The organism is Pseudomonas sp. MDV22-iso1 (assembly GCF_058145095.1).
In genome coordinates this window covers 43,142-62,285 of the sequence record NZ_JBYVMF010000014.1, presented here as the reverse complement: position 1 = coordinate 62,285, position 19,144 = coordinate 43,142, and the positions used below count along the sequence as shown (strand labels likewise).

Annotated in this window: 14 protein-coding genes; 8 read left to right on the top strand and 6 right to left on the bottom strand. The window is 59.6% G+C overall.

Features of this window, described 5'->3' with window-relative positions:
• Window positions 1-63: 63 nt before the first annotated feature.
• Complete coding sequence (locus tag AC3ZVB_RS16895) at window positions 64-2,649, bottom strand: bifunctional diguanylate cyclase/phosphodiesterase (RefSeq protein WP_490147205.1); 2,586 nt, start codon at window positions 2,647-2,649, stop codon at window positions 64-66.
• 77 nt (window positions 2,650-2,726) lie between these two features.
• Window positions 2,727-3,491 carry an ArsR/SmtB family transcription factor gene (locus AC3ZVB_RS16890; RefSeq protein WP_490147204.1) on the bottom strand — a complete coding sequence of 255 codons (765 nt, stop codon included), beginning with the start codon at window positions 3,489-3,491 and terminating at the stop codon, window positions 2,727-2,729.
• Between the two features lie 82 nt (window positions 3,492-3,573).
• Here AC3ZVB_RS16890 and AC3ZVB_RS16885 point away from each other — a divergent pair, with 82 nt between their 5' ends.
• Window positions 3,574-4,815 carry a cytochrome P450 gene (locus tag AC3ZVB_RS16885; RefSeq protein WP_490147203.1) on the top strand — a complete coding sequence of 414 codons (1,242 nt, stop codon included), beginning with the start codon at window positions 3,574-3,576 and terminating at the stop codon, window positions 4,813-4,815.
• Here the strand turns inward: AC3ZVB_RS16885 and AC3ZVB_RS16880 are convergent.
• Window positions 4,725-5,063: an FKBP-type peptidyl-prolyl cis-trans isomerase gene (locus AC3ZVB_RS16880; protein WP_162439991.1), complete on the bottom strand. Its 339-nt coding sequence runs from the start codon at window positions 5,061-5,063 to the stop codon at window positions 4,725-4,727. The genes AC3ZVB_RS16885 and AC3ZVB_RS16880 overlap by 91 nt on opposite strands.
• A 152-nt stretch (window positions 5,064-5,215) precedes the next feature.
• Between AC3ZVB_RS16880 and AC3ZVB_RS16875 the strand changes: the two genes are divergently transcribed.
• Together AC3ZVB_RS16875 and AC3ZVB_RS16870 are read left to right on the top strand one after the other, a co-directional pair.
• Window positions 5,216-6,280, top strand: a complete 1,065-nt coding sequence (locus AC3ZVB_RS16875; RefSeq protein ID WP_490147202.1) for a M4 family metallopeptidase — start codon at window positions 5,216-5,218, stop codon at window positions 6,278-6,280.
• Entirely contained in the window at window positions 6,277-6,600 is a 324-nt protein-coding gene (locus AC3ZVB_RS16870; protein ID WP_490147201.1) for a protealysin inhibitor emfourin, read from the top strand. The genes AC3ZVB_RS16875 and AC3ZVB_RS16870 overlap by 4 nt, the downstream gene beginning before the upstream one ends.
• Before the next feature lie 204 nt (window positions 6,601-6,804).
• Here the strand turns inward: AC3ZVB_RS16870 and AC3ZVB_RS16865 are convergent, their stop codons facing one another.
• The gene (locus AC3ZVB_RS16865; protein ID WP_162439967.1) at window positions 6,805-7,113 is read right to left on the bottom strand and encodes an RcnB family protein; all 309 of its coding nucleotides are present in this window, start codon (window positions 7,111-7,113) and stop codon (window positions 6,805-6,807) included.
• Between the two features lie 190 nt (window positions 7,114-7,303).
• Here AC3ZVB_RS16865 and AC3ZVB_RS16860 point away from each other — a divergent pair, with 190 nt between their 5' ends.
• Window positions 7,304-9,127, top strand: coding sequence for a monovalent cation:proton antiporter-2 (CPA2) family protein (locus tag AC3ZVB_RS16860; protein ID WP_194693331.1), 1,824 nt, complete (start codon window positions 7,304-7,306; stop codon window positions 9,125-9,127).
• 325 nt (window positions 9,128-9,452) lie between these two features.
• Window positions 9,453-10,550, top strand: a complete 1,098-nt coding sequence (locus AC3ZVB_RS16855; RefSeq protein WP_490147200.1) for a DNA alkylation repair protein — start codon at window positions 9,453-9,455, stop codon at window positions 10,548-10,550.
• Between the two features lie 52 nt (window positions 10,551-10,602).
• Here AC3ZVB_RS16855 and AC3ZVB_RS16850 read toward each other — a convergent pair whose 3' ends face one another.
• Window positions 10,603-11,505: a LysR family transcriptional regulator gene (locus AC3ZVB_RS16850; RefSeq protein WP_162439964.1), complete on the bottom strand. Its 903-nt coding sequence runs from the start codon at window positions 11,503-11,505 to the stop codon at window positions 10,603-10,605.
• 121 nt (window positions 11,506-11,626) lie between these two features.
• Between AC3ZVB_RS16850 and AC3ZVB_RS16845 the strand changes: the two genes are divergently transcribed.
• The 3 genes from AC3ZVB_RS16845 to lldD all read left to right on the top strand — a co-directional run bounded on the left by AC3ZVB_RS16845 (window position 11,627) and on the right by lldD (window position 16,461).
• On the top strand, window positions 11,627-13,273 hold the full coding sequence (locus AC3ZVB_RS16845) for a GMC family oxidoreductase (protein WP_490147199.1): 1,647 nt from the start codon (window positions 11,627-11,629) through the stop codon (window positions 13,271-13,273).
• Window positions 13,274-13,466: 193 nt separating this feature from the next.
• Entirely contained in the window at window positions 13,467-15,089 is a 1,623-nt protein-coding gene (locus tag AC3ZVB_RS16840) for an MFS transporter (protein WP_490147198.1), read from the top strand.
• A 229-nt stretch (window positions 15,090-15,318) separates the two neighbouring features.
• Window positions 15,319-16,461 carry an FMN-dependent L-lactate dehydrogenase LldD gene (lldD, locus tag AC3ZVB_RS16835; RefSeq protein ID WP_490147197.1) on the top strand — a complete coding sequence of 381 codons (1,143 nt, stop codon included), beginning with the start codon at window positions 15,319-15,321 and terminating at the stop codon, window positions 16,459-16,461.
• An 85-nt stretch (window positions 16,462-16,546) separates the two neighbouring features.
• Here lldD and AC3ZVB_RS16830 read toward each other — a convergent pair whose 3' ends face one another.
• Window positions 16,547-19,021, bottom strand: coding sequence for a TonB-dependent siderophore receptor (locus tag AC3ZVB_RS16830; protein WP_490147196.1), 2,475 nt, complete (start codon window positions 19,019-19,021; stop codon window positions 16,547-16,549).
• Between the last annotated feature and the right edge of the window lie 123 nt (window positions 19,022-19,144).

Sequence of the window (19,144 nt, the reverse complement as noted above, 5' to 3'; positions counted from 1 at the left end):
CAGGAACAAGCCATCAAATTGCCCTTGGTCTGATTGTGGGTTCGTTGAAGTCAGAAACGCGCGTTACACGCTGTTCTCGACATCGGCACTGGCAGCAATGCCAACCAGTGCATTGAACCTACTATCATCCAGAGGGCAACTCAGGTAATACCCCTGACCTTCGTCACACGAGACTGTTTTGAGCAAGTTGAGGTGTTCGGCCGTTTCAATGCCCTCCGCCGTGACCGTCAGTGATAACGCGCGCCCCAGCCCTACGATTGCCTGGATAATAGCCTTGTCATCGTCGCTTTCGTCGAGCCTGCTCAGGAAGCTGCGGTCTATTTTCAACCCGTCAAACGGGAAGGCCCGCAGGTAGCTCAACGATGAATAACCGGTTCCGAAATCGTCCATGGCGATCCGCAAGCCGAGGCGTTTCAGCGTGTGCATCACCTCAAGAGCGCCCTCGGTGTCTTCAAGCATGACGCTCTCAGTGATCTCAAGCTCAACTCGGGCAGGGTTGACTCCAGAATTGTGCAGCGCTTTCTGAACCCGCTCCACCAGATTGCCGCGCTTGAATTCGGTCGGTGACAGGTTGACTGACACGAACAGATTTTTTGGCCAGCGTGCAGCGCTACGGCACGCCGCATCAAGCACCCAGTTACTCAGGGAAAGGATCAGCCCGGACTCCTCGGCAATAGGGATAAACACGTCAGGTGGTATCAAACCTCGCACAGGATGCTGCCAGCGCACCAACGCTTCGGCGCCCATCATCTGACCGTCAGCGATTCGATAGCGGGGCTGGAAATGCAGCCGCAGTTCACCGTGCTTGATGGCATATCGCAGATCGTTTTCCAGACCACGACGTTCGATGATCCGAATATTCATGTCGCCCGCGTAGAATCGCCAGGTGTTACGTCCTCCGGTCTTGGCCTCGTACAGTGCAATATCCGCATAGCGAAGCAGTTCAGCAGCCTCGCAGGCGTCATTGGGCGCCATCGCGATACCCATGCTGGCACTGACGAACACTTCTTGATCGTCAATCCTTATAGGACCTTCGATAGAGTCTATGAGGCGCTGACAGAGTGCCTCGACCTCCTCCTGGGAGCTCATGTCGGTGAGGATCAGCACGAACTCATCGCCGCCAACGCGAGCAACCAGATCCCCGTGACGCACACAGTCTGCCAGGCGGCTCGACACTTCGTTGAGTACCAGGTCCCCTGCCGCATGCCCGAGCAAGTCGTTCACCGGCTTGAATCTATCCAGATCCAGGCTGAGCATCACCAAAGGTTGCTCGACGGACGGCATCGCCTTGAGCTTACCGTCCAGAAACTCCCGTAGACGTGTTCGGTTGGGTAATCCGGTCAGGGCATCGTGCTGAGAGAGAAACTCGATTCGCCTACGGGCTTCGACTTCTTCGGTCACGTCAGTCGCCGTGCCGCGGAACCCTTTATTCGGCATACCTCGCGCTGAAAGCCGCGTGATGCGCTCCCGCCCCTTGGTATCAACGTATTGGCACAGAAGGCTGATATCAGGGCGTCGATTCGGTATAGCGAGCCACTGGGACAACGACCCCAGTTCAGTGCTCAACAGATCGTTGATCGCCTGACCGATCCAGGCGGCCCTGGAGAGCCCGGTGACGACTTCGAATCGTTCGGACAAATAGGTGAAACGCCAGTCCTCGTCAATTTCCCACACCCAGTCTGAACTGGCTTCAACCACGTCACGAAACCGTGCTTCGCTGATGGCGAGCGAGTCCTGGCTGTTCTGCAGAGAGGCGTAGCTCGCGTCCAGCGCGAGTGCCCCTGCAGTCGTGCGACGCAAAATGACGAAAGTCATAAAGCACACCAGAAGTGCACCGAGACCGATAAATGGCAATCCTGTCCCCAGTAATCGCCGCCCGGGCTTTTCCGGCGTCCAGCGCAAACTGCCGGCGGAACCGTCTGCGCCCAATGGAAAGGCTGGCGTCCCGCCGATTTCATCGTCAGTGGCGACGTGCAAGTCTTCCACGCCGAAATCACTGCCTATCGACTCGAGCTTGGCGCGGTCCAGAAAGTCTACGAATATCAGCACCGAGGGCAGCCGGTCATCACGCGTCACTGTCGGGTCGGTGCCCGGTGTGATCGCGGCGGCTGCGACCAGGGCTGGCACCCCTCCCACGTTTATGAAAGTTGTGATCGTCGTTTCAGTTTCGGCCCCTGCGCGGGCCTTATCGAGAATGTCCGACACGGACTGCTGAAGCCAGTCTTCGACTGCTACAGCCTCAAGCTCACCGTTAACGACTGAATAGACCGTGCGATTGGCATCGTTGACAACGAACAGCCCCCGAAATCCGAAATCCGTATAAAGCGTCGGTCCCACATTTTGCCGCGTGAAAGCCCAGTCGGTGTCCACTTCGACATGCAGATGTCGGTAAGTGTCGCCCCAAAATGCGTAATCCTTGATGGTCGAGCGCGATGTTTTTTCCAGCGCCTGCACGGCTTTCTGCGTGTAGAAAGCACTTTCCCGCTGTTCCGTCCGGTCCAGGTCACGGGCCAGATAAAACAGCGAGAAGGCGGCGAGCAAAAACACCCCGGCCAATAAACCCACAAATTTGAGCAGCGAGGTTCGCGCCAGCGACAAGCTCGTGGTATCGGCGCGGGTGACATCGCTTGAGGCGTGTTTCGGCGTCATGGCTGCCTTCTGATTGATGTAGCAATTCGGTGACATAAGAGGCTATCGGCTGCGTTAGCAAAATGATGAGACAGCGCCTAAGGTGTGGAACTGGCGGTGAAGCGTCGTTTTGCCTCGTCTGGCAAGACCTGACCGGCTCTCGCTTGAGAGGGCAATTCAACATCAAACCGGCTGCTGATTGCCTTGCGCCCCACCGCCGTCAACGCCAATGCCCGACTGTCCAGGTCCTGCGTCACCCATTTGCGCTTGATCGCCGTTTGCAGCAGGGCCGCACCCAGCGCGCCGCCCAGATGCGGGCGCCGCATGCTCCAGTCCAGGCAGGGACAAGCAAATCGACGGCGCAACAGAGCCAGTGCCTTGACCTCAATGCCCATGCCCTCGAACGCCCCTTCGCCCCGCTCGCTCAACTCATAGTCCTCATCGTCGGTCGCCACCAGCCAACCCGCCTCGAGCATTCGGTCATGCATCAGCACCGCCAGCGTACCGGCCATGTGGTCGTAACAGGTGCGAGCAAATTGCAGGCGATCCGGCGTGCGCGGACTGAAGGTTGGCGCGGCGTTCTGGCTGATCACCATCAACGCTTCCAATGCTCGGGCCACGCGCTTGTCGGCCAGGCTGTAATAACGATGCCGCCCCTGAACGTGCAACCGCACCAGCGCCAGCTCCTTGAGCCTGGCCAGATGCGCACTGGCCGTGGACGCACTGACCTCGGCAATCGTCGCCAGCTCGGTGCTGGTCCGCGCGTGGCCATCCATCAATGAACAGAGGATTTTCGTGCGTGCCGGCTCCGCAATGGCTGCGGCGACGTGGGAGATGCCGATGTCATGGTGTTCTACGTTCATATTTCGCTCCCGGACGAATCAAGGCCGCTCCGAACTGAAGATAGTAGCAACACTTTTCAACTTCAGAACAAGGCTGCGACCCATGGACGCGATCATCGCTGCGACTCATCCCGATCCTTATCCCTATTACGCGCAACTGCGCGCCGAAGGCGGACTGGTATTCCATAAAGGGCAAAATCTGTGGGTCGCCAGCAGCGCCCAAGCGGTGACGGCGGTGTTGGCACATCCTGACTGCCATGTTCGCCCGTCCAATGAACCCGTGCCCAAGGCGATCGTCGGCGGGATGGCCGGGACCGTCTTCGGTGAATTGATGCGCATGAACGACGGCGAACGCCAGCGCTGTCCGAGGTCATCGATTCAACCCGGATTGGCACTGGTCGATTTGGACGAAGTAAAAACACTGATAGCCGCTCGATTGATCACGCCTGACGCTGAGGGCCTGCATAACGCGATGTTCCGTGGACCGGTCTGCGTGGTCGCGGCGCTCCTGGGCTTCTCCCCTGCTCAAGGGCGGGCCATCAGCGCACTGACAGCCGACTTCGTGGCCTGCCTGTCGCCTCTCAGCGATCAAGCACAACTGGCTGCGGCACAGACCGCAGCCGAACAGCTCAACGGTTACTTCATTGAATTGCTGGATGACCCGCACAACCGAAGCGCCCTGCTAGCCAGCATCCGCCAACGCTTCGCCGCGACAGAGGCAACCTCGCAAACGATCATCGCCAACCTGACCGGCTTGCTCTCCCAAACCTACGAAGCCACCGCAGGCTTGATCGGCAACACCTTGCTGACACTGATTCGAGATCCGGCGCTGCCCCGTGATTCAACAAGGATCGACGACTTGATCGCCGAAACCCAACGATTCGATCCACCGGTACAAAACACCCGCCGCTTCGTCGCCGCACCCTGTGAGATCGATGGTGTGCGCATGAACGCCGGGGATGTGATCCTTGTGCTGCTGGCGTCGGCCAATCGGGATTCTCGGTTAAACGACAATCCTGATGTGTTCATGCTTGAGCGTCCGGATCGGAGAAGTTTTACCTTTGGTGCGGGAAGTCATCAATGTCCGGGGCACGTGCTGGCGCTGGAAATTGCCGGTGCGACGGTGAGGGAGGTGTTGGCGGTGAAGCTTGATCTGGGGCGATTGAGTTGGGAGTATCGGCGTTCGGTTAATGGGCGTGTTCCATTGTTCAAGGAGTGGACAACCCGGCATGGATGGCGGGTCAACCCCGACAATCAATCATCCCGCGTCAACACTTCCAGCAACTCGATCTCAAAAATCAGATTCGAATTCGGCGTAATCAACCCCATGGTTCGCTCGCCATAAGCCAGGTGCGCCGGCACCAGCAATTTGCGCTTGCCGCCCACCTGCATCCCCATGATTCCTTGATCCCAGCCCTTGATCACGCGCCCTGTCCCGATCACACACTGGAAAGGCTTTCCTCGGCTGTAGGAAGAATCGAACTCGGTGCCATCTTCGAGCCAGCCACGGTATTGAGTTGTGATCAAAGCGCCCTTCACAGCCGCTTTGCCATCACCCGGTTCCAAATCGATAATCTGCAATTGGTCATTCATACGGCTTACTCGTCCACTGTCTGTCGCCCGGTTTATAACGGGAATGGACGCAGGTTTTCGCAGAATCGAACGCCGTTGGCAATCCATGGAACCGAATCCTCAAACGCTCGCTCACATAAGTATCGACTTCGCACTCGGGAAAGGACGCTCTGATGAACGACTCACGATCACTGTGCAGCTTCATTCCGCCCTACATTCTCCACCGCATTATTGCTCGCGGCTCCGAGCGGCAACGCGCCAGTGCGCGGGTCACGTTGACCCATGTGCGCACCCTGCGCCACGCACCCTTCCCACCGGTACGCGCTCCCGTCGCGAAAATGCTGCCACCCTCCAACCAGCCCGGCGTGGTGCAACGCAGCGTCCATGATGCTCAGGGGAAGATGCTCCTGCCCGGGATGCCGGTGCGTGTCGAAAGCCAGCCACCAACGGGAGATCCGGCGGTCGATGAAGCCTATGACGCATTGGGCGCCAGCTATGATTTCTTCTGGAAGGTGCTCGAACGCGATTCGATCGACAACCAGGGCATGGCGCTGATTGGCAGCGTGCACTACGGCCAGGACTATGAAAATGCGTTCTGGAACGGCGCGCAAATGGTGTTCGGTGATGGCGACGGCGAGATTTTCGAACGTTTTACGCGCTCACTGGATGTGATCGGCCACGAGCTGTCCCACGGTGTGATTGAAAGTGAAGCGGGCCTGATCTACGCCAACCAGTCCGGAGCGTTGAATGAATCGATATCGGATGTTTTTGGGGTATTGATCAAACAGCATGTGCTGGGTCAGACCGTCGAAGAGGCAGACTGGCTGATCGGCGCCGACTTGCTGACACCGCAGATCAAAGGCGTCGGCTTGCGCTCGATGGCTCATCCCGGGACGGCCTATGACGACCCGCTACTCGGCAAGGACCCGCAACCGGCGCACATGAGCAAATTTGTCATCACCCAGGAGGACAACGGAGGTGTGCACATCAACTCCGGCATTCCCAATCGGGCGTTTTATCTGGCCGCCCAGGCGTTGGGCGGCTTCGCCTGGCAAAAAACCGGTCATATCTGGTACGACGCGTTGTGCGACAAGCGCCTGAGCAGCGAAACCTCATTCAGCGCATTTGCCGCGCTGACCATTGATCATGCCTTGCAGCGGTTTGGCACGGATGAAAGGCAGGCTGTGGCGCAGGCCTGGTCTGATGTCGGTGTTGAACTCAACCGGGAGAAACCATGAAAACCCTGCCTGCATTGGGTGACGATGCGGTTATCCACCTGTCCCGTCAGGGCGGTGTGGCCGCGATCCACGCCTTGACGCGTCCGCGCAGTATCGATTTCGCACAGTGCGACATTAGCCAGCGCACGCGCATCTGTTCATTGCTCGAAGGCTGTCTGCCCATCGCAGATTCGTCTTCGGGCCGCAGCGATCAGCGCTTCTATGAAATTGAAGTGCACTACCGCAGCGGCGAGCAAGCTGACCTTATGGTGCTGAAAGTACCGGAGGACCGGGCACCGGGTGACCTGGTTCACCTGTGGGACAAAGGCGAAGTGTTGTGAGGCTGAAGTTTTACGGCGGGCTCGTGGCGAGGGAGCTTGCTCCCGCGGGAGGGCGAAGCCATCCTCTCAGAGTCGATGCGCGACTCTATAGACGGGGCCGCTTCGCGCCCCAGCGGGAGCGAGTTCCCTCGCCACAGGAACGATCCATGACCCCTGGATAGTTTTCAGGGGCTCAAGCAAGCGAACCTATCTGCAGGTTCAGCGTTATTTCTCCACCGGCGTGACGTCGATGATCGTGCCGTTGGTGATCATTACCATCATGTATTTGTCATTGATCTGCACCCATTGCGCCTGTTCTTTCGGCGCAGCCAGGCCTTTTGCTTTCCAGTTTTTCAGGGCTTTGTCGCTGCGCTGATAAACGTCCGGCGCGCGGTCGCCGACGACCAGCTCGCGGCTGTTGTTAACGCCGGGCTGTACGGTTTTCTGCGGTGGGTCATCCGCTTGAACGATAGGGCTGATACCGGCAACGCCTGCGGCAATGGCCAGCGCGGCGATCAAGGTTTTGCTGTTCATGGGTGATCCTCCAAGGATATGTGGTACGTGAACTCCGACTGCGTGCGGATGAAATCATTCACTAACGTCGCGTTGATTTAACGCCGCACTCAAACAACGCGCCATTCTTACAATCATTGCGGCCAAAGCTGACGCATGCCGTTACAGCCTTTATCCTTGTCGCCCGCCGTACCGAGTTCTGGAGTTCGTCATGCCCCACGAAGGCAACCTGTTGCAAGCCGCTGTTGTGTTTCTGTGCGCGGCGGTGCTCATCGTCCCCCTGGCCAAGCGCCTGCAACTGGGGGCTGTGCTGGGTTATCTGTTTGCCGGGGTGATCATCGGCCCATCAGTGTTGGGCCTGATCGGCAATCCGCAAAGCGTCAGCCACATTTCCGAACTCGGGGTGGTGTTGCTGCTGTTCATCATCGGCCTGGAGCTGTCCCCGCGACGGTTGTGGGTGATGCGCAGATCAGTGTTTGGCGTCGGTCTGGCGCAGGTGCTGCTGACGGGTTCGGCGATTGGCCTGACGGCATTGTTCGTGTTCGGCCAGCCCTTGAACAGCGCAATTGTGCTGGGCCTGGGCCTGGCGTTGTCCTCCACTGCGTTTGGCCTGCAAAGCCTGGCCGAACGCAAAGAGTTGACCAGCCCCCATGGGCGGTTGGCGTTTGCGATTCTGTTGTTTCAGGACATTGCCGCGATCCCGCTGATCGCCATGGTGCCGCTGCTGGCGGGCGGCGATCACGTTACCACCGCTGCCGAGAACCTGAACCTGGGGTTGCGCGTATTGGGCAGTATCGCTGTGGTGGTGATCGGCGGGCGGTATCTGCTGCGCCCGGTGTTCCGCGTGGTGGCCAAAGCCGGTTTGCCGGAAGTGTCCACCGCCACTGCGCTGCTGGTGGTCATCGGCACGGCGTGGTTGATGGACCTGGTGGGTATATCCATGGCGCTGGGAGCGTTTCTCGCGGGGCTGCTGCTGGCGGACTCCGAATATCGCCATGAACTTGAAGCGCAGATTGAACCCTTCAAGGGGTTGTTGTTGGGATTGTTCTTCATGAGCGTCGGCATGGGCGCGAACCTGAGCCTGCTGCTGAGCGCGCCGATCACGGTACTGGGCCTGACCCTGCTGCTGATCGCCATCAAGCTGCCGTTGTTGTTCCTCGTCGGTCAACTGGCCGGTGGCCTGAACAAGGTCAGTGCGATCCGCCTCGGTATCGTGCTGGCAGCGGGCGGTGAGTTTGCGTTTGTGGTGTTCAAGATTGGGCGTGACAAGGGTCTGTTCGAGCCGCATCTGTACGACATGCTGGTCCTGACCATCACCCTCTCGATGGCAGTGACGCCGCTCCTGTTGCTGATTTGCGCACGACTGGTCAGCCCCAAGGTGCAGCCGGTGGAAGTGCCGGAGAAATTTCGTGAAATCGATACCGACACGCCACGGGTGGTGATCGCCGGCATGGGCCGCATGGGGCAGATCGTCGCGCGTATTTTGCGGGCGCAGAACATCAAGTTCGTGGCGCTCGACACCTCGGTGGAAACCATCGAACTGTCGCGCAGCTTTGGCGGTGTGCCGGTGTTCTACGGCGACCCGATGCGCCCGGAAATCCTCAGTGCAGCCAAGGTGGAGCAGGCAGAATACTTCGTCATTGCCACAGACGACCCGGACACCAACATCAAGACCGCCGAGTTGGTGCACAAGCTGTATCCGCATATCAAGATCATCGCCCGGGCACGTAACCGCCAGCACGTGCACCGGCTGGTGGACCTCGGGGCCGAGGCCATTCGGGAAACCTACTATTCGAGCCTGGAAATGAGCCGGCGTACGCTGGTCGGTTTGGGCCTGACCCAGGCCCAGGCCGATGCACGGATCAAGCGCTTCAAGCACCACGATGAGCAGGTGCTGGAAGCTCAGCACGCGATTTATGACGACGAGGCGAAAGTGCAGCAGTCGGCGCAGGAGGCTCGGGCGGAATTGGCGAAATTGTTCGAATCCGATCAGTTGGAGGAGCAGGAAGCGGGCAAGGCCAAACTGTTGCGGTGAAAAGTCCGGCCCCATCGCGAGCAGTCTCGCTCCTACATTTGATTAGCGGTGAACACTGGATCTGCGCCCAACACACATCCCCTGTGGGAGCTGGCTTGCCAGCGATGGCGGTGTGTCAGACGCGGTGATGTTGGATGTGCCGGCCCCATCGCGAGCAGTCTCGTTCCTACATTTGATTAGCGGTGAACACTGGATCTGCGCCCAACACACATCCCCTGTGGGAGCTGGCTTGCCAGCGATGGCGGTGTGTCAGACGATGATGATGTTGAAGGTGCGGGAACCATAACGCGGTACTTCAGGTAAACCCCATTCCAAGGAACGCACAATGACCGATCAACCCTCGCCGGCCCTCAAGGAAATCTTCAACGCCGAGCGCCTGCAGCACATCGCCGTCGAAATGACCGCTGTGTACCCGGCGTTCAACGCCGAGGCGTTTCTGGAAATGGCCAATGAAGGCCTTGCCGAACTGTCTATCATGCAGCGCATGGCCAGGGTCAGTGAGTGTCTGCATGCGGTGTTGCCACTGAACTATGAAGATTCCCTGACCGTCCTCCGCAACCTGGCGCCACGCTTGAACAGCGGTTTCGTCAGCATTTCTTTGCCGCATTACGTCGCCACGTACGGGAGCCACGCCTTCGATACGTCCATGGAGGCATTGAAGTATTTCACCGCGTTTGGATCGTCCGAGTTCGCGGTCCGGCATTTTCTGCGCAGCGATATCGAGCGTTCTCTTGCGGTCATGCACCAATGGTCACTGGATGACAACGAACACGTCCGGCGCCTGGCCAGCGAAGGCAGCCGACCGCGCCTGCCCTGGTCGTTCCGCCTGGAACGGATCCAGTCGCACCCGGCGCTGGCCGCCGCGATCCTCGACAACCTCAAGGCCGACGACAGCCTTTACGTGCGCAAGTCGGTGGCCAACCACCTCAATGACATCACCAAGGATCACCCCGAGTGGGTGCTCGACCTGATCGAAGGCTGGCCGCTGGACAACAAGCACACCGCCTGGATCGCCAAACATGCGTTGCGCAGCCTGATCAAACAGGGCAATCAACGGGCGCTGGCGATCATTGGCGCGGGCGGCAAACCCGAGGTCGAAATCACCCAGGTAAAGGTCGAACCACCCGTGATCGGGCTCGGGGAGAAAATCACGCTGTCCTTTGCCGTGAAATCCACGGTCGAGACCGGCCAGCGATTGGTGATCGACTATGCCATCGACTACGTCAAAGCCAACGGCAGCACGTCGGCGAAGGTGTTCAAGCTCAAGGCGCTGACGCTGCCCGGCGCATCTACGGTAAACGTCAGCCGCGGACAGCAGATCAAGGAACTCACCACCCGCCGGCATTACGCTGGCAGGCACGCGGTGCACATCCTGGTGAATGGCGAACGCCTGGCCAGTACGTCGTTCGAGATCCTCGACTGAAATCCGTCTCTCTGTAGGAGCTGTGTAGGAGCTCCTACATGGGGGGCGACCGTTAAGTCGTGCTTGCATTCATACCCAGCAACAGCGCCTGCTCACGCTCACATAACTCAACCACGTAATCCCACAACACCCGCAGCCGCACCGATTTGTGCAACTCGCGGCGGGTGCTGATCCAGTAGCTGCGCAGAATGCTTTCCTCAGGCAGTAACGGCACCAATCCCGAGTCGGCGCTGGCCATGTAGCACGGCAGCACGGCGATCCCCAGTCCCGAGCGCGCCGCCTGTTGCTGGGCGATGACGCTGGTGCTGTGGAAGACCACCTGCGGATTGCGGCAGAAGCTGTTGAGGAACATCAATTCCTGGCTGAACAACAGGTCATCGACGTAGCCGATCCAGGCGTGGCGCCCAAGATCTTCACGGCTGTGCAAGGGCGGCGCACGGTCGAGGTAGTCCTGGCTGGCATACAGCGCCAGGCGATAGTCAGTGAGTTTGCGGGTGACCAGCATGTCCGCCGCTGGGCGTTCGAGGTGGATACTGATTTCGGCTTCGCGATTGAGGATGCTGACGAATCGCGGCACCGCGACCAATTCCACTTCCAGCCCCGGATAACGCTCGAACAACCCGTTCATGCGACTGGCGAGAAACATGATGCCCAGCCCTTCGGTCACGCCAACCCGAATCTTGCCCAGCGGCGCCGTGGACTGGGTGATTTCCTCCTGGGCCAGCAACGCAACGTTTTCCATCGCTTCGGCATGTTTAAGCAGCGCTTCGCCGGCCGGAGTCAACTCGTAACCTTGGGCGTGCTGCACGAACAAGGCGGTGCCCAGGCTTTTTTCGATGGCTTCAATGTGCCGGGCCACCGTGGCGTGGGTGGTGTTCAAGCGCCGGGCCGCCGTCAGCAACCGTCCGCTGCGCTGCAACTCAAGAAAAAACCGCAGGTCATTCCAATCAAACATGAATCGTCCTTAGGGCTACGCTGTTTAAAAACGCACAGCGGCTGCGCAAAAACTAACATTCTTTAAACGAAAGCTAACAACTAGGATGACCGACAACAAGAACAACAAGACGAGGTCAGGGATGCAGACTTCCCTAGATGAATACGACTACATCGTGGTCGGCGCCGGTCCGGCGGGGTGTTTGCTGGCCAATCGACTGTCGGCCAACGCGCAACACCGGGTACTGCTGCTCGAAGCCGGCGGCCGCGATAACTACGCCTGGATTCATATCCCGGTGGGTTACCTGTTCTGCATCGGCAACCCGCGCACCGACTGGTGCTTCAAGACCGAGGCGCAAGCCGGTCTGCAAGGCCGGGCCTTGAGTTATCCGCGGGGCAAGGTGCTCGGCGGTTGTTCTTCCATCAACGGCATGATCTACATGCGCGGCCAGGCCGGTGATTACGACGGTTGGGCTGCGGACGGCAATCCAGGCTGGCGCTGGAACGACGTACTGCCGATGTTCAAGAAAAGCGAAGACCATTTTGCCGGTGACTCCGAATTTCATGGCGCGGCCGGGGAATGGCGGATCGAGCGCCAGCGCCTTTCATGGCCGATTCTGGATGCCTTCCGGCACGCGGCCGAGCAAACCGGCATCGCCAGCATCGATGACTTCAACCAGGGCGACAACGAAGGCTGCGGCTATTTCCAGGTCAATCAGAAAGGCGGCGTCCGCTGGAACGCGGCCAAGGCATTCCTCAAACCGGTCCGCCATCGACCCAACCTCACCGTACTGACCGACGTCGACGTCGACCGCGTGCAGCTGGAAAACGGTCGCGCCTCGGCGGTCATCACTCGCTGCAGTGGCCAGCCGAAGACGTTCAAGGCTCGCAAGGAGATCATCCTGTGCGCTGGCGCCGTCGGCTCGCCGAGTATCCTGCAACGCTCCGGCATCGGCCCTCGCCCGCTGCTGGAAGAACTCGGGATCGGCGTCGTGCATGAGCTCCCCGGTGTGGGCGGCAATCTGCAGGATCACCTGCAACTGCGGCTGATCTACAAACTGGAAAACGCCCGCACCCTGAACCAGATCGCCGGCAGCGTGTGGGGCAAAATGGGCATGGGCCTGCGTTACCTGTACGACCGCAGCGGGCCGCTGTCCATGGCGCCGAGCCAATTGGGCGCCTTCGCGCGTTCCGGTCCGGAACAGACGTCGGCCAATCTCGAATACCACGTGCAACCGCTGTCGCTGGAGCGTTTCGGCGAGCCGTTGCACGCTTTCCCCGCCTTTACCGCGTCAGTGTGTGATCTGCGACCACGCAGCCGGGGCCGCATAGACATCCGCAGCGCCAACCCTCAAGACGCGCCACTGATTCAGCCCAACTATTTGAGTCATCCAGAGGATTTGCGTGTCGCCGCAGACGCCATTCGCTTGACCCGTCGCATCGTTTCCGCACCGGCGCTGCAAGGGTTCAAACCGGTGGAGTACCTGCCCGGCGACCGCTTGCAAAGTGAAGAAGAACTGCACGAGGCAGCGGCACGGATCGGAACGACCATCTTCCACCCGGTCGGCACCTGCAGGATGGGCAATGACGCGGACGCGGTGGTCGATGCTCAACTCAACGTCCACGGCATCCCCGGCCTGCGCATCGCCGACGCCTCGATCATGCCGAGAATCACCTCGGGCAACACCTGTTCGCCTACGCTGATGATTGCCGAGAAAGCGGCACACATGATCCTCAACCCCGCCACAAGGAGCATCACAGGGCCGAAGGAACTGGCCGCACACCCCTGAACGGCATACACCTTTGTAGGAGCAAAGCCTGCTGGCGATGGCTTTAAATCTGGTACACCGCGTTATCGTTCATCGCGAGCGAGCTTTGCTCCTAGAGGAAGTACACACCCGATACATCGAAGTAGCGGCGCCAACCCACAAGGCCGGCGCCGACAGTGGAACAACAAAAACAATCACTGTGAGGGATACCCATATGTCAGAACATGTTCAGCCTCTGGAGTCCGTGGGCCGCGCCGAGATCGGTCACGACACCCGCAAAGTCATTTTCGCGTCGTCACTCGGGACGGTGTTCGAGTGGTACGACTTTTTCCTCTACGGCGCCTTGGCGGCGGTGATCAGCAAGCAGTTCTTCGCGGGGGTCAACGACACCACGGCGTTCATCTTTGCCCTGATGGCCTTTGCCGCCGGTTTCATCGTGCGGCCTTTCGGCGCGCTGGTCTTCGGGCGTCTTGGGGACATGATCGGGCGCAAATACACCTTCCTCGCCACCATCGTCCTGATGGGGTTGGCCACCTTCTGCGTCGGACTGCTGCCGACCTACGCCAGCATCGGCATCGCGGCGCCGATCATCCTTGTGGTCTTGCGCATGCTCCAGGGCCTGGCCCTGGGTGGCGAGTACGGCGGCGCTGCCACCTACGTCGCAGAACACGCACCGATGGGCAAACGCGGCTTCCACACCAGCTGGATTCAATCCACCGCGACCCTCGGGTTGTTGCTGTCACTGCTGGTGGTGCTCGGTTGCCGCTACTTTACCGGTGACCAGTTCGAAGTCTGGGGCTGGCGCATTCCGTTCCTGTTTTCCATCGTGCTGCTGGGCATTTCGACCTGGATTCGACTGAGCCTGCACGAGTCACCGGCCTTCGTGAAAATGAAAGAGGAAGGCAAGCTCTGCAAGCAGCCGATCCGCGATTCATTCGGCAAATGGGAAAACCTCAAGGTCGTGTTGATCGCCCTGTTCAGCATCAACGCCGGTCAGGCCGTGACCTTCTATGCGGCGCAGTTCTACGTGTTGTTCTTCCTCACGCAGTTCCTGAAAATGGACCCTGCCCTGGCCAACAGCCTGCTGATTGTCAGCGTCATCATCGGTGCACCGTTCTTCATTTTCTTCGGCTGGCTCTCGGACAAGGTCGGACGCAAACCCGTGTTGATGGTGGGCCTGCTGCTGGCGACCGCGCTGTACTTCCCGATCTTCAAGACCCTGGCCCATTACGCCAACCCGGCCATCGACCAGGCCAGCCAACAGGCCCCCATCACCGTACTGGCCGACCCGGCCACCTGCACGTTCCAGTTCGACCCGGTGGGCAAGGCGAAATTTGACAGCCCGTGCGACAAGGTCAAGACCTTCCTGGTCAAGCAAGGCCTGCCGTACACCAGCGCGGCAGCACCCGCCGGCAGTGCCGTGCAGGTCAGCGTCGGTGACGTGAAAATCGACGGCTATGACGAAGCAGCCTTGCGCGGTGCGATCACCCTGGCCGGTTACCCGTCACAGGCGGACACTCAACTGATCAACAAACCAATGATCGTGGCGCTGATTGTCGCGCTGATAATCATCTCCGCCATGTGCTACGGCCCGCTGGCGGCGCTGATGGTCGAACTGTTCCCGACGCGCATCCGCTACACCTCGATGTCCCTGCCCTATCACATCGGCAACGGCTGGTTTGGCGGATTCTTGCCGACCGTATCGTTCGCCCTGGTGGTGTACACCGGGGATATTTTCTACGGGCTCTGGTACCCGGTGTTGATCACCGGGGTGAGCCTGGTGGTGGGGATGATCTTTTTGCGTGAGACGAAGAACGTGGATTTGGACACTAACTGAAGCCAGCGCGAGTGCGGGTGATACTGTTCACTGAAGCACAACGCTATACCTGTGGCGAGGGAGTTTACTCCCGCTGGGTCGCGAAGCGGCCCCCTCTTACACCTAAAAAGCAGGGGACTGCTGCGCAGTCCAGCGGGAGTAAACTCCCTCGCCACAGGTATCCGTTAATCTGTGCCCAGGTTCTGCGCAATAACGCCCCGCCACTCACCCGATCGAGGCACCTGTATTCATGATCATTTCATCTGCATCCGACTATCGCGAAGCGGCACGTCGCAAACTTCCCCGGTTTTTGTTCGATTACATCGACGGGGGAGCTTATGCAGAGCACACGCTGAGGGCCAATAGCGCCGATCTGACCGGTATCAGCCTGCGTCAGCGCATTCTTAAAAACGTTGAAACCCTGAGCCTGGAGACCACCCTCTTCGAGCAAAAACTGGCCATGCCGATCATCCTCGCGCCAGTAGGCCTGACCGGCATGTTCGCCCGCCGGGGTGAGGTGCAAGCGGTCAGGGCAGCGGAAAACAAAGGCATTCCTCTGTGCCTGTCGACGGTGTCGGTGTGTTCGATCGAAGAGGTCGTCGCCCAAAGCCAACAACCCATCTGGTTTCAGCTGTACGTGTTGAAGGACCGGGGCTTCATGAAAAACGCCCTGGAACGGGCGAAGGCCGCCGGCGTGAAGAACCTGGTGTTTACGGTCGACATGCCGACCCCTGGTGCCCGCTATCGGGATGCTCACTCGGGCATGTCCGGTCCGTTCGCTTCGTCAAGGCGCATGCTGCAAGCCATGACCCGCCCTGACTGGGCCTTCAACGTCGGGCTGATGGGGCGGCCACACGATCTGGGGAACATCTCCAGGTACCTTGGCAAAGCGGTGACGCTCGAAGACTACATGGGCTGGCTGGCGAATAACTTCGATCCGTCAATCAGCTGGAGCGACCTGGAATGGATTCGTGATTTCTGGAAAGGCCCGATGATCATCAAAGGCATTCTTGACCCTCAGGATGCCAAGGACGCGGTTACATTCGGCGCGGACGGCATCGTCGTGTCCAACCATGGTGGCCGGCAACTGGACGGTGTGCTCTCCACCGCCCGGGCATTGCCACCGATTGTCCAGGCGGTCGGCAACGATCTGACGGTGCTGGTGGATTCTGGAATCCGCTCGGGGCTGGACGTGGTCCGCATGCTGGCGCTGGGCGCGAAAGGCGTATTGCTGGGGCGGTCGATGGCCTATGCGCTGGCTGCGGACGGTCAACGCGGGGTGGAGAACATGCTGGATATCTTCGCCAAAGAGATGCGCGTGGCGATGACGTTGACCGGGGTCACGTCGATTGGTCAGATCGACGAAACCACGTTGGTGCAAACCATCGCATAAACACCACGAATCCCTGTAGCAGCTGCCGAGCCTGCGAGGCTGCGTTGGCTCCGGGGTCTGCGGCGTGCTGCGCGGTCAGGACCGATCAGAAACTCGCTTTGACCGACATCATGAAATTACGCGGATCACCGTAATAATTCCCGAACGTCTCGGTCCCGATGGTGGCGTAGTAGCGCTTGTCGAACAGGTTGTTGCCGTTGAGGGCGACTGACCAGGTGTCGTCGATGCGGTAGCCGATTCGCCCGTTCCAGATCGCGTAACCCGATTGGCTAAGTTTCTCCCCCGTCGCCGGTGACAACCGGAAGTTATCGCTCTGCGCGTTCACGCCCGCACCGATACTGAACCGCTCCAGCGCGCCGCCCAAAGCGTAGTCACCCCACATGCGCAACACATGCCGCGGCACGTAGCTGTTGAACGCCGCACCGTTGAGGCTGCTGTCGATGTCGTCGAGGGTCTTGGTCTGGGTGTAGGTGTAGCCCGCGAGCAATTGCAGGCGCTCGATGACTTCGCCGCTGATCTCGGCTTCGAAACCCTGTGCGCGAACCTTCCCCGCGTTGACGTAGCAATAGCCGTCCGATGACGGGCAGGAGGAGTTGTAGTCGGTCTGTGCCTGGTCTTTCTGGATCGTGCGGAACAGGTTGAACGAGCTGTTCAGGCGACCGTCGAACCAGGCGCCCTTGATCCCCAGTTCATAGCTCTGGCCCACCAACGGCTTGAGGGTCGAACCATCCTCGGAGCGGAAGTTACCTTGCGGGGTAAAAATATCCGAATAGCTGGCGTAGGCCGTGAGGTTCTCGTTGAGGTCCAGCAGCACGCCGGCAAACGGTGTGACCTGGCCGGTTTCGGTGGTGCTGGAGTGCTCAGAGGTGCCTGAATTGATGAACACCGAATCCGTGTCGGAGTTGTACCAGCTCACCCGTCCGCCCATGACCAGCGTCAGCGGATCCGCCAGCTTCAAACGCAAGGTCGAGTAAACGCCCTTCTGTTTGGTCACGGAATTGACCGGTCCGCCGCGGGACGAATTGTCGGTGAAGTAGCTGTCGTCCGGCTCGGGGATATGCTTGTCCGGGTTGAATACATTCTGCCGCTGCGGCAGGAAGGCCACGGAGTAGAAGTCATCCTTTTTTGAACGACTGGCGTTGAAGCCCACCACCAGCTCGTGTTGCTGGCCGAAGGCGCCAAATTTGCCATCCACGTAGGCGTCGAGGCCGTAATCCACCTGATCGTAATCGTACAGGCTGCCCAGCATGCCGGTGGTGCCCACACCAGGCGTTACGGACCCCGAGGCGAAGGCGTACTTGATGTCCTGGGTGTTCTTTGTATAGACGCTGGCGACCTTCAATGCCCAATCGTCGTTGATCTGGTGTTTCACATCACTGAACACGGTGGTGCGCTTGCTGCGCCAGGTGTTCCAGGACGGATCAAGGCAGGTTGAGCGACTGAGTTTCAGGTCGCTGCCGTCCTTGTAACGTGGCAGCCCGCCCCAGCAAGGACTGGCGTCGACATCTTCATAGGCCACGCCCAGACCCAGCGTCGTGTCGGGGCTCAGATCGAAGTCGAGCGCGCCGTAATAGACCTGGTCCTTGCGATTCGCGCCATCAACGAAGTAGTGCCGACTCTGCTCGGCGACCACGGCCCGGCCGCGCAAGGTGCCCGAGTCATTCAACGGACCGCTGGTATCCACCTGACCGCGATAATTGTCATAGCTGCCACCGGACAGCGTCACCTCGGTGTGCGGCGTGGCTGTACCGCGTTTGCGCACGAAGTTCACCCCGCCGGCGGTGCCTCCAGATCCCTTCATCATCCCGGCCGCACCACGGAGCACTTCGACCCGGTCGTAATAGGCCATGTCACCGCTGAAACTGTCGGCCTGGACATACAGGTTGCCCATGTCCAGCGGCACACCGTCGTACTGATACTGGCCCGACATCCGAAAGCCCCGGGAGTAGAAATACTTACCGCCCATGGTCGAGTCATACACCGTAATGCCCGGCGTTTTTTCCATGACCTGATCGATGGTATTGAGGTTCTGGTCATCGAGCATCTTGCGGGTCATCACCGTGACCGATTGCGGTGTTTCCTTGAGGGAATGTTCGCCCTTGCCGATGGTCACCGCGCCGGTGGTGTATGAGCCACTGTCCTCGGTGGTCGCGCCGAGCACCTGCCCATTGATGTTGGTCGCCCCCAGCTCCAGAGCCGAACCGATTGCCGGCGCGGGGCGCAGGATGTAGGTGCCATTGGATTGAGGTTCGGCTTGCAGGCCACTGCCGCCCAGCAGCCGGGCGAATCCTTCATTGACAGCGAAAGCCCCTTTGAGCCCGGGCGATCTCATGCCTTCGGTCTGCCGCGCATCAAACGAAATAGCGGCGCCTGCGGCACTGGCGAAATGGCTGAGTACTTCGGCCAGCGGGCCTGCGGCGATGTCGAACGATTGAACCGAATTCTGCTGTTGTGCCGGTGCTGCGATGGCTACAGTCGGCCACGGCCCCATCGTCGTAGCTGCGAACAAACCGACCTTAATTGCGATCGCCAGTCGACCTGGCGCGTACACCCGAGACATGCTTACCCTCCCCCAAGAACCTTCAATAAGTGCTTACTGAGGGATGAGCCGAACGATGTGGTTGAAAAGTGCAAATGAACTGAAAGTTTTTTTGCCGGGCTCACTCACAATCCTGTGGGAGCA

Excerpts from the sequence above, each read along its gene's own strand:
- AC3ZVB_RS16895 (WP_490147205.1), bottom strand. The coding sequence starts at position 2,649 with ATGACGCCGAAACACGCCTCAAGCGATGTCACCCGCGCCGATACCACG.
- AC3ZVB_RS16890 (WP_490147204.1), bottom strand. The coding sequence starts at position 3,491 with ATGAACGTAGAACACCATGACATCGGCATCTCCCACGTCGCCGCAGCC.
- AC3ZVB_RS16885 (WP_490147203.1), top strand. The coding sequence starts at position 3,574 with ATGGACGCGATCATCGCTGCGACTCATCCCGATCCTTATCCCTATTAC.
- AC3ZVB_RS16880 (WP_162439991.1), bottom strand. The coding sequence starts at position 5,063 with ATGAATGACCAATTGCAGATTATCGATTTGGAACCGGGTGATGGCAAA.
- AC3ZVB_RS16875 (WP_490147202.1), top strand. The coding sequence starts at position 5,216 with ATGAACGACTCACGATCACTGTGCAGCTTCATTCCGCCCTACATTCTC.
- AC3ZVB_RS16870 (WP_490147201.1), top strand. The coding sequence starts at position 6,277 with ATGAAAACCCTGCCTGCATTGGGTGACGATGCGGTTATCCACCTGTCC.
- AC3ZVB_RS16865 (WP_162439967.1), bottom strand. The coding sequence starts at position 7,113 with ATGAACAGCAAAACCTTGATCGCCGCGCTGGCCATTGCCGCAGGCGTT.
- AC3ZVB_RS16860 (WP_194693331.1), top strand. The coding sequence starts at position 7,304 with ATGCCCCACGAAGGCAACCTGTTGCAAGCCGCTGTTGTGTTTCTGTGC.
- AC3ZVB_RS16855 (WP_490147200.1), top strand. The coding sequence starts at position 9,453 with ATGACCGATCAACCCTCGCCGGCCCTCAAGGAAATCTTCAACGCCGAG.
- AC3ZVB_RS16850 (WP_162439964.1), bottom strand. The coding sequence starts at position 11,505 with ATGTTTGATTGGAATGACCTGCGGTTTTTTCTTGAGTTGCAGCGCAGC.
- AC3ZVB_RS16845 (WP_490147199.1), top strand. The coding sequence starts at position 11,627 with ATGCAGACTTCCCTAGATGAATACGACTACATCGTGGTCGGCGCCGGT.
- AC3ZVB_RS16840 (WP_490147198.1), top strand. The coding sequence starts at position 13,467 with ATGTCAGAACATGTTCAGCCTCTGGAGTCCGTGGGCCGCGCCGAGATC.
- lldD (WP_490147197.1), top strand. The coding sequence starts at position 15,319 with ATGATCATTTCATCTGCATCCGACTATCGCGAAGCGGCACGTCGCAAA.
- AC3ZVB_RS16830 (WP_490147196.1), bottom strand. The coding sequence starts at position 19,021 with ATGTCTCGGGTGTACGCGCCAGGTCGACTGGCGATCGCAATTAAGGTC.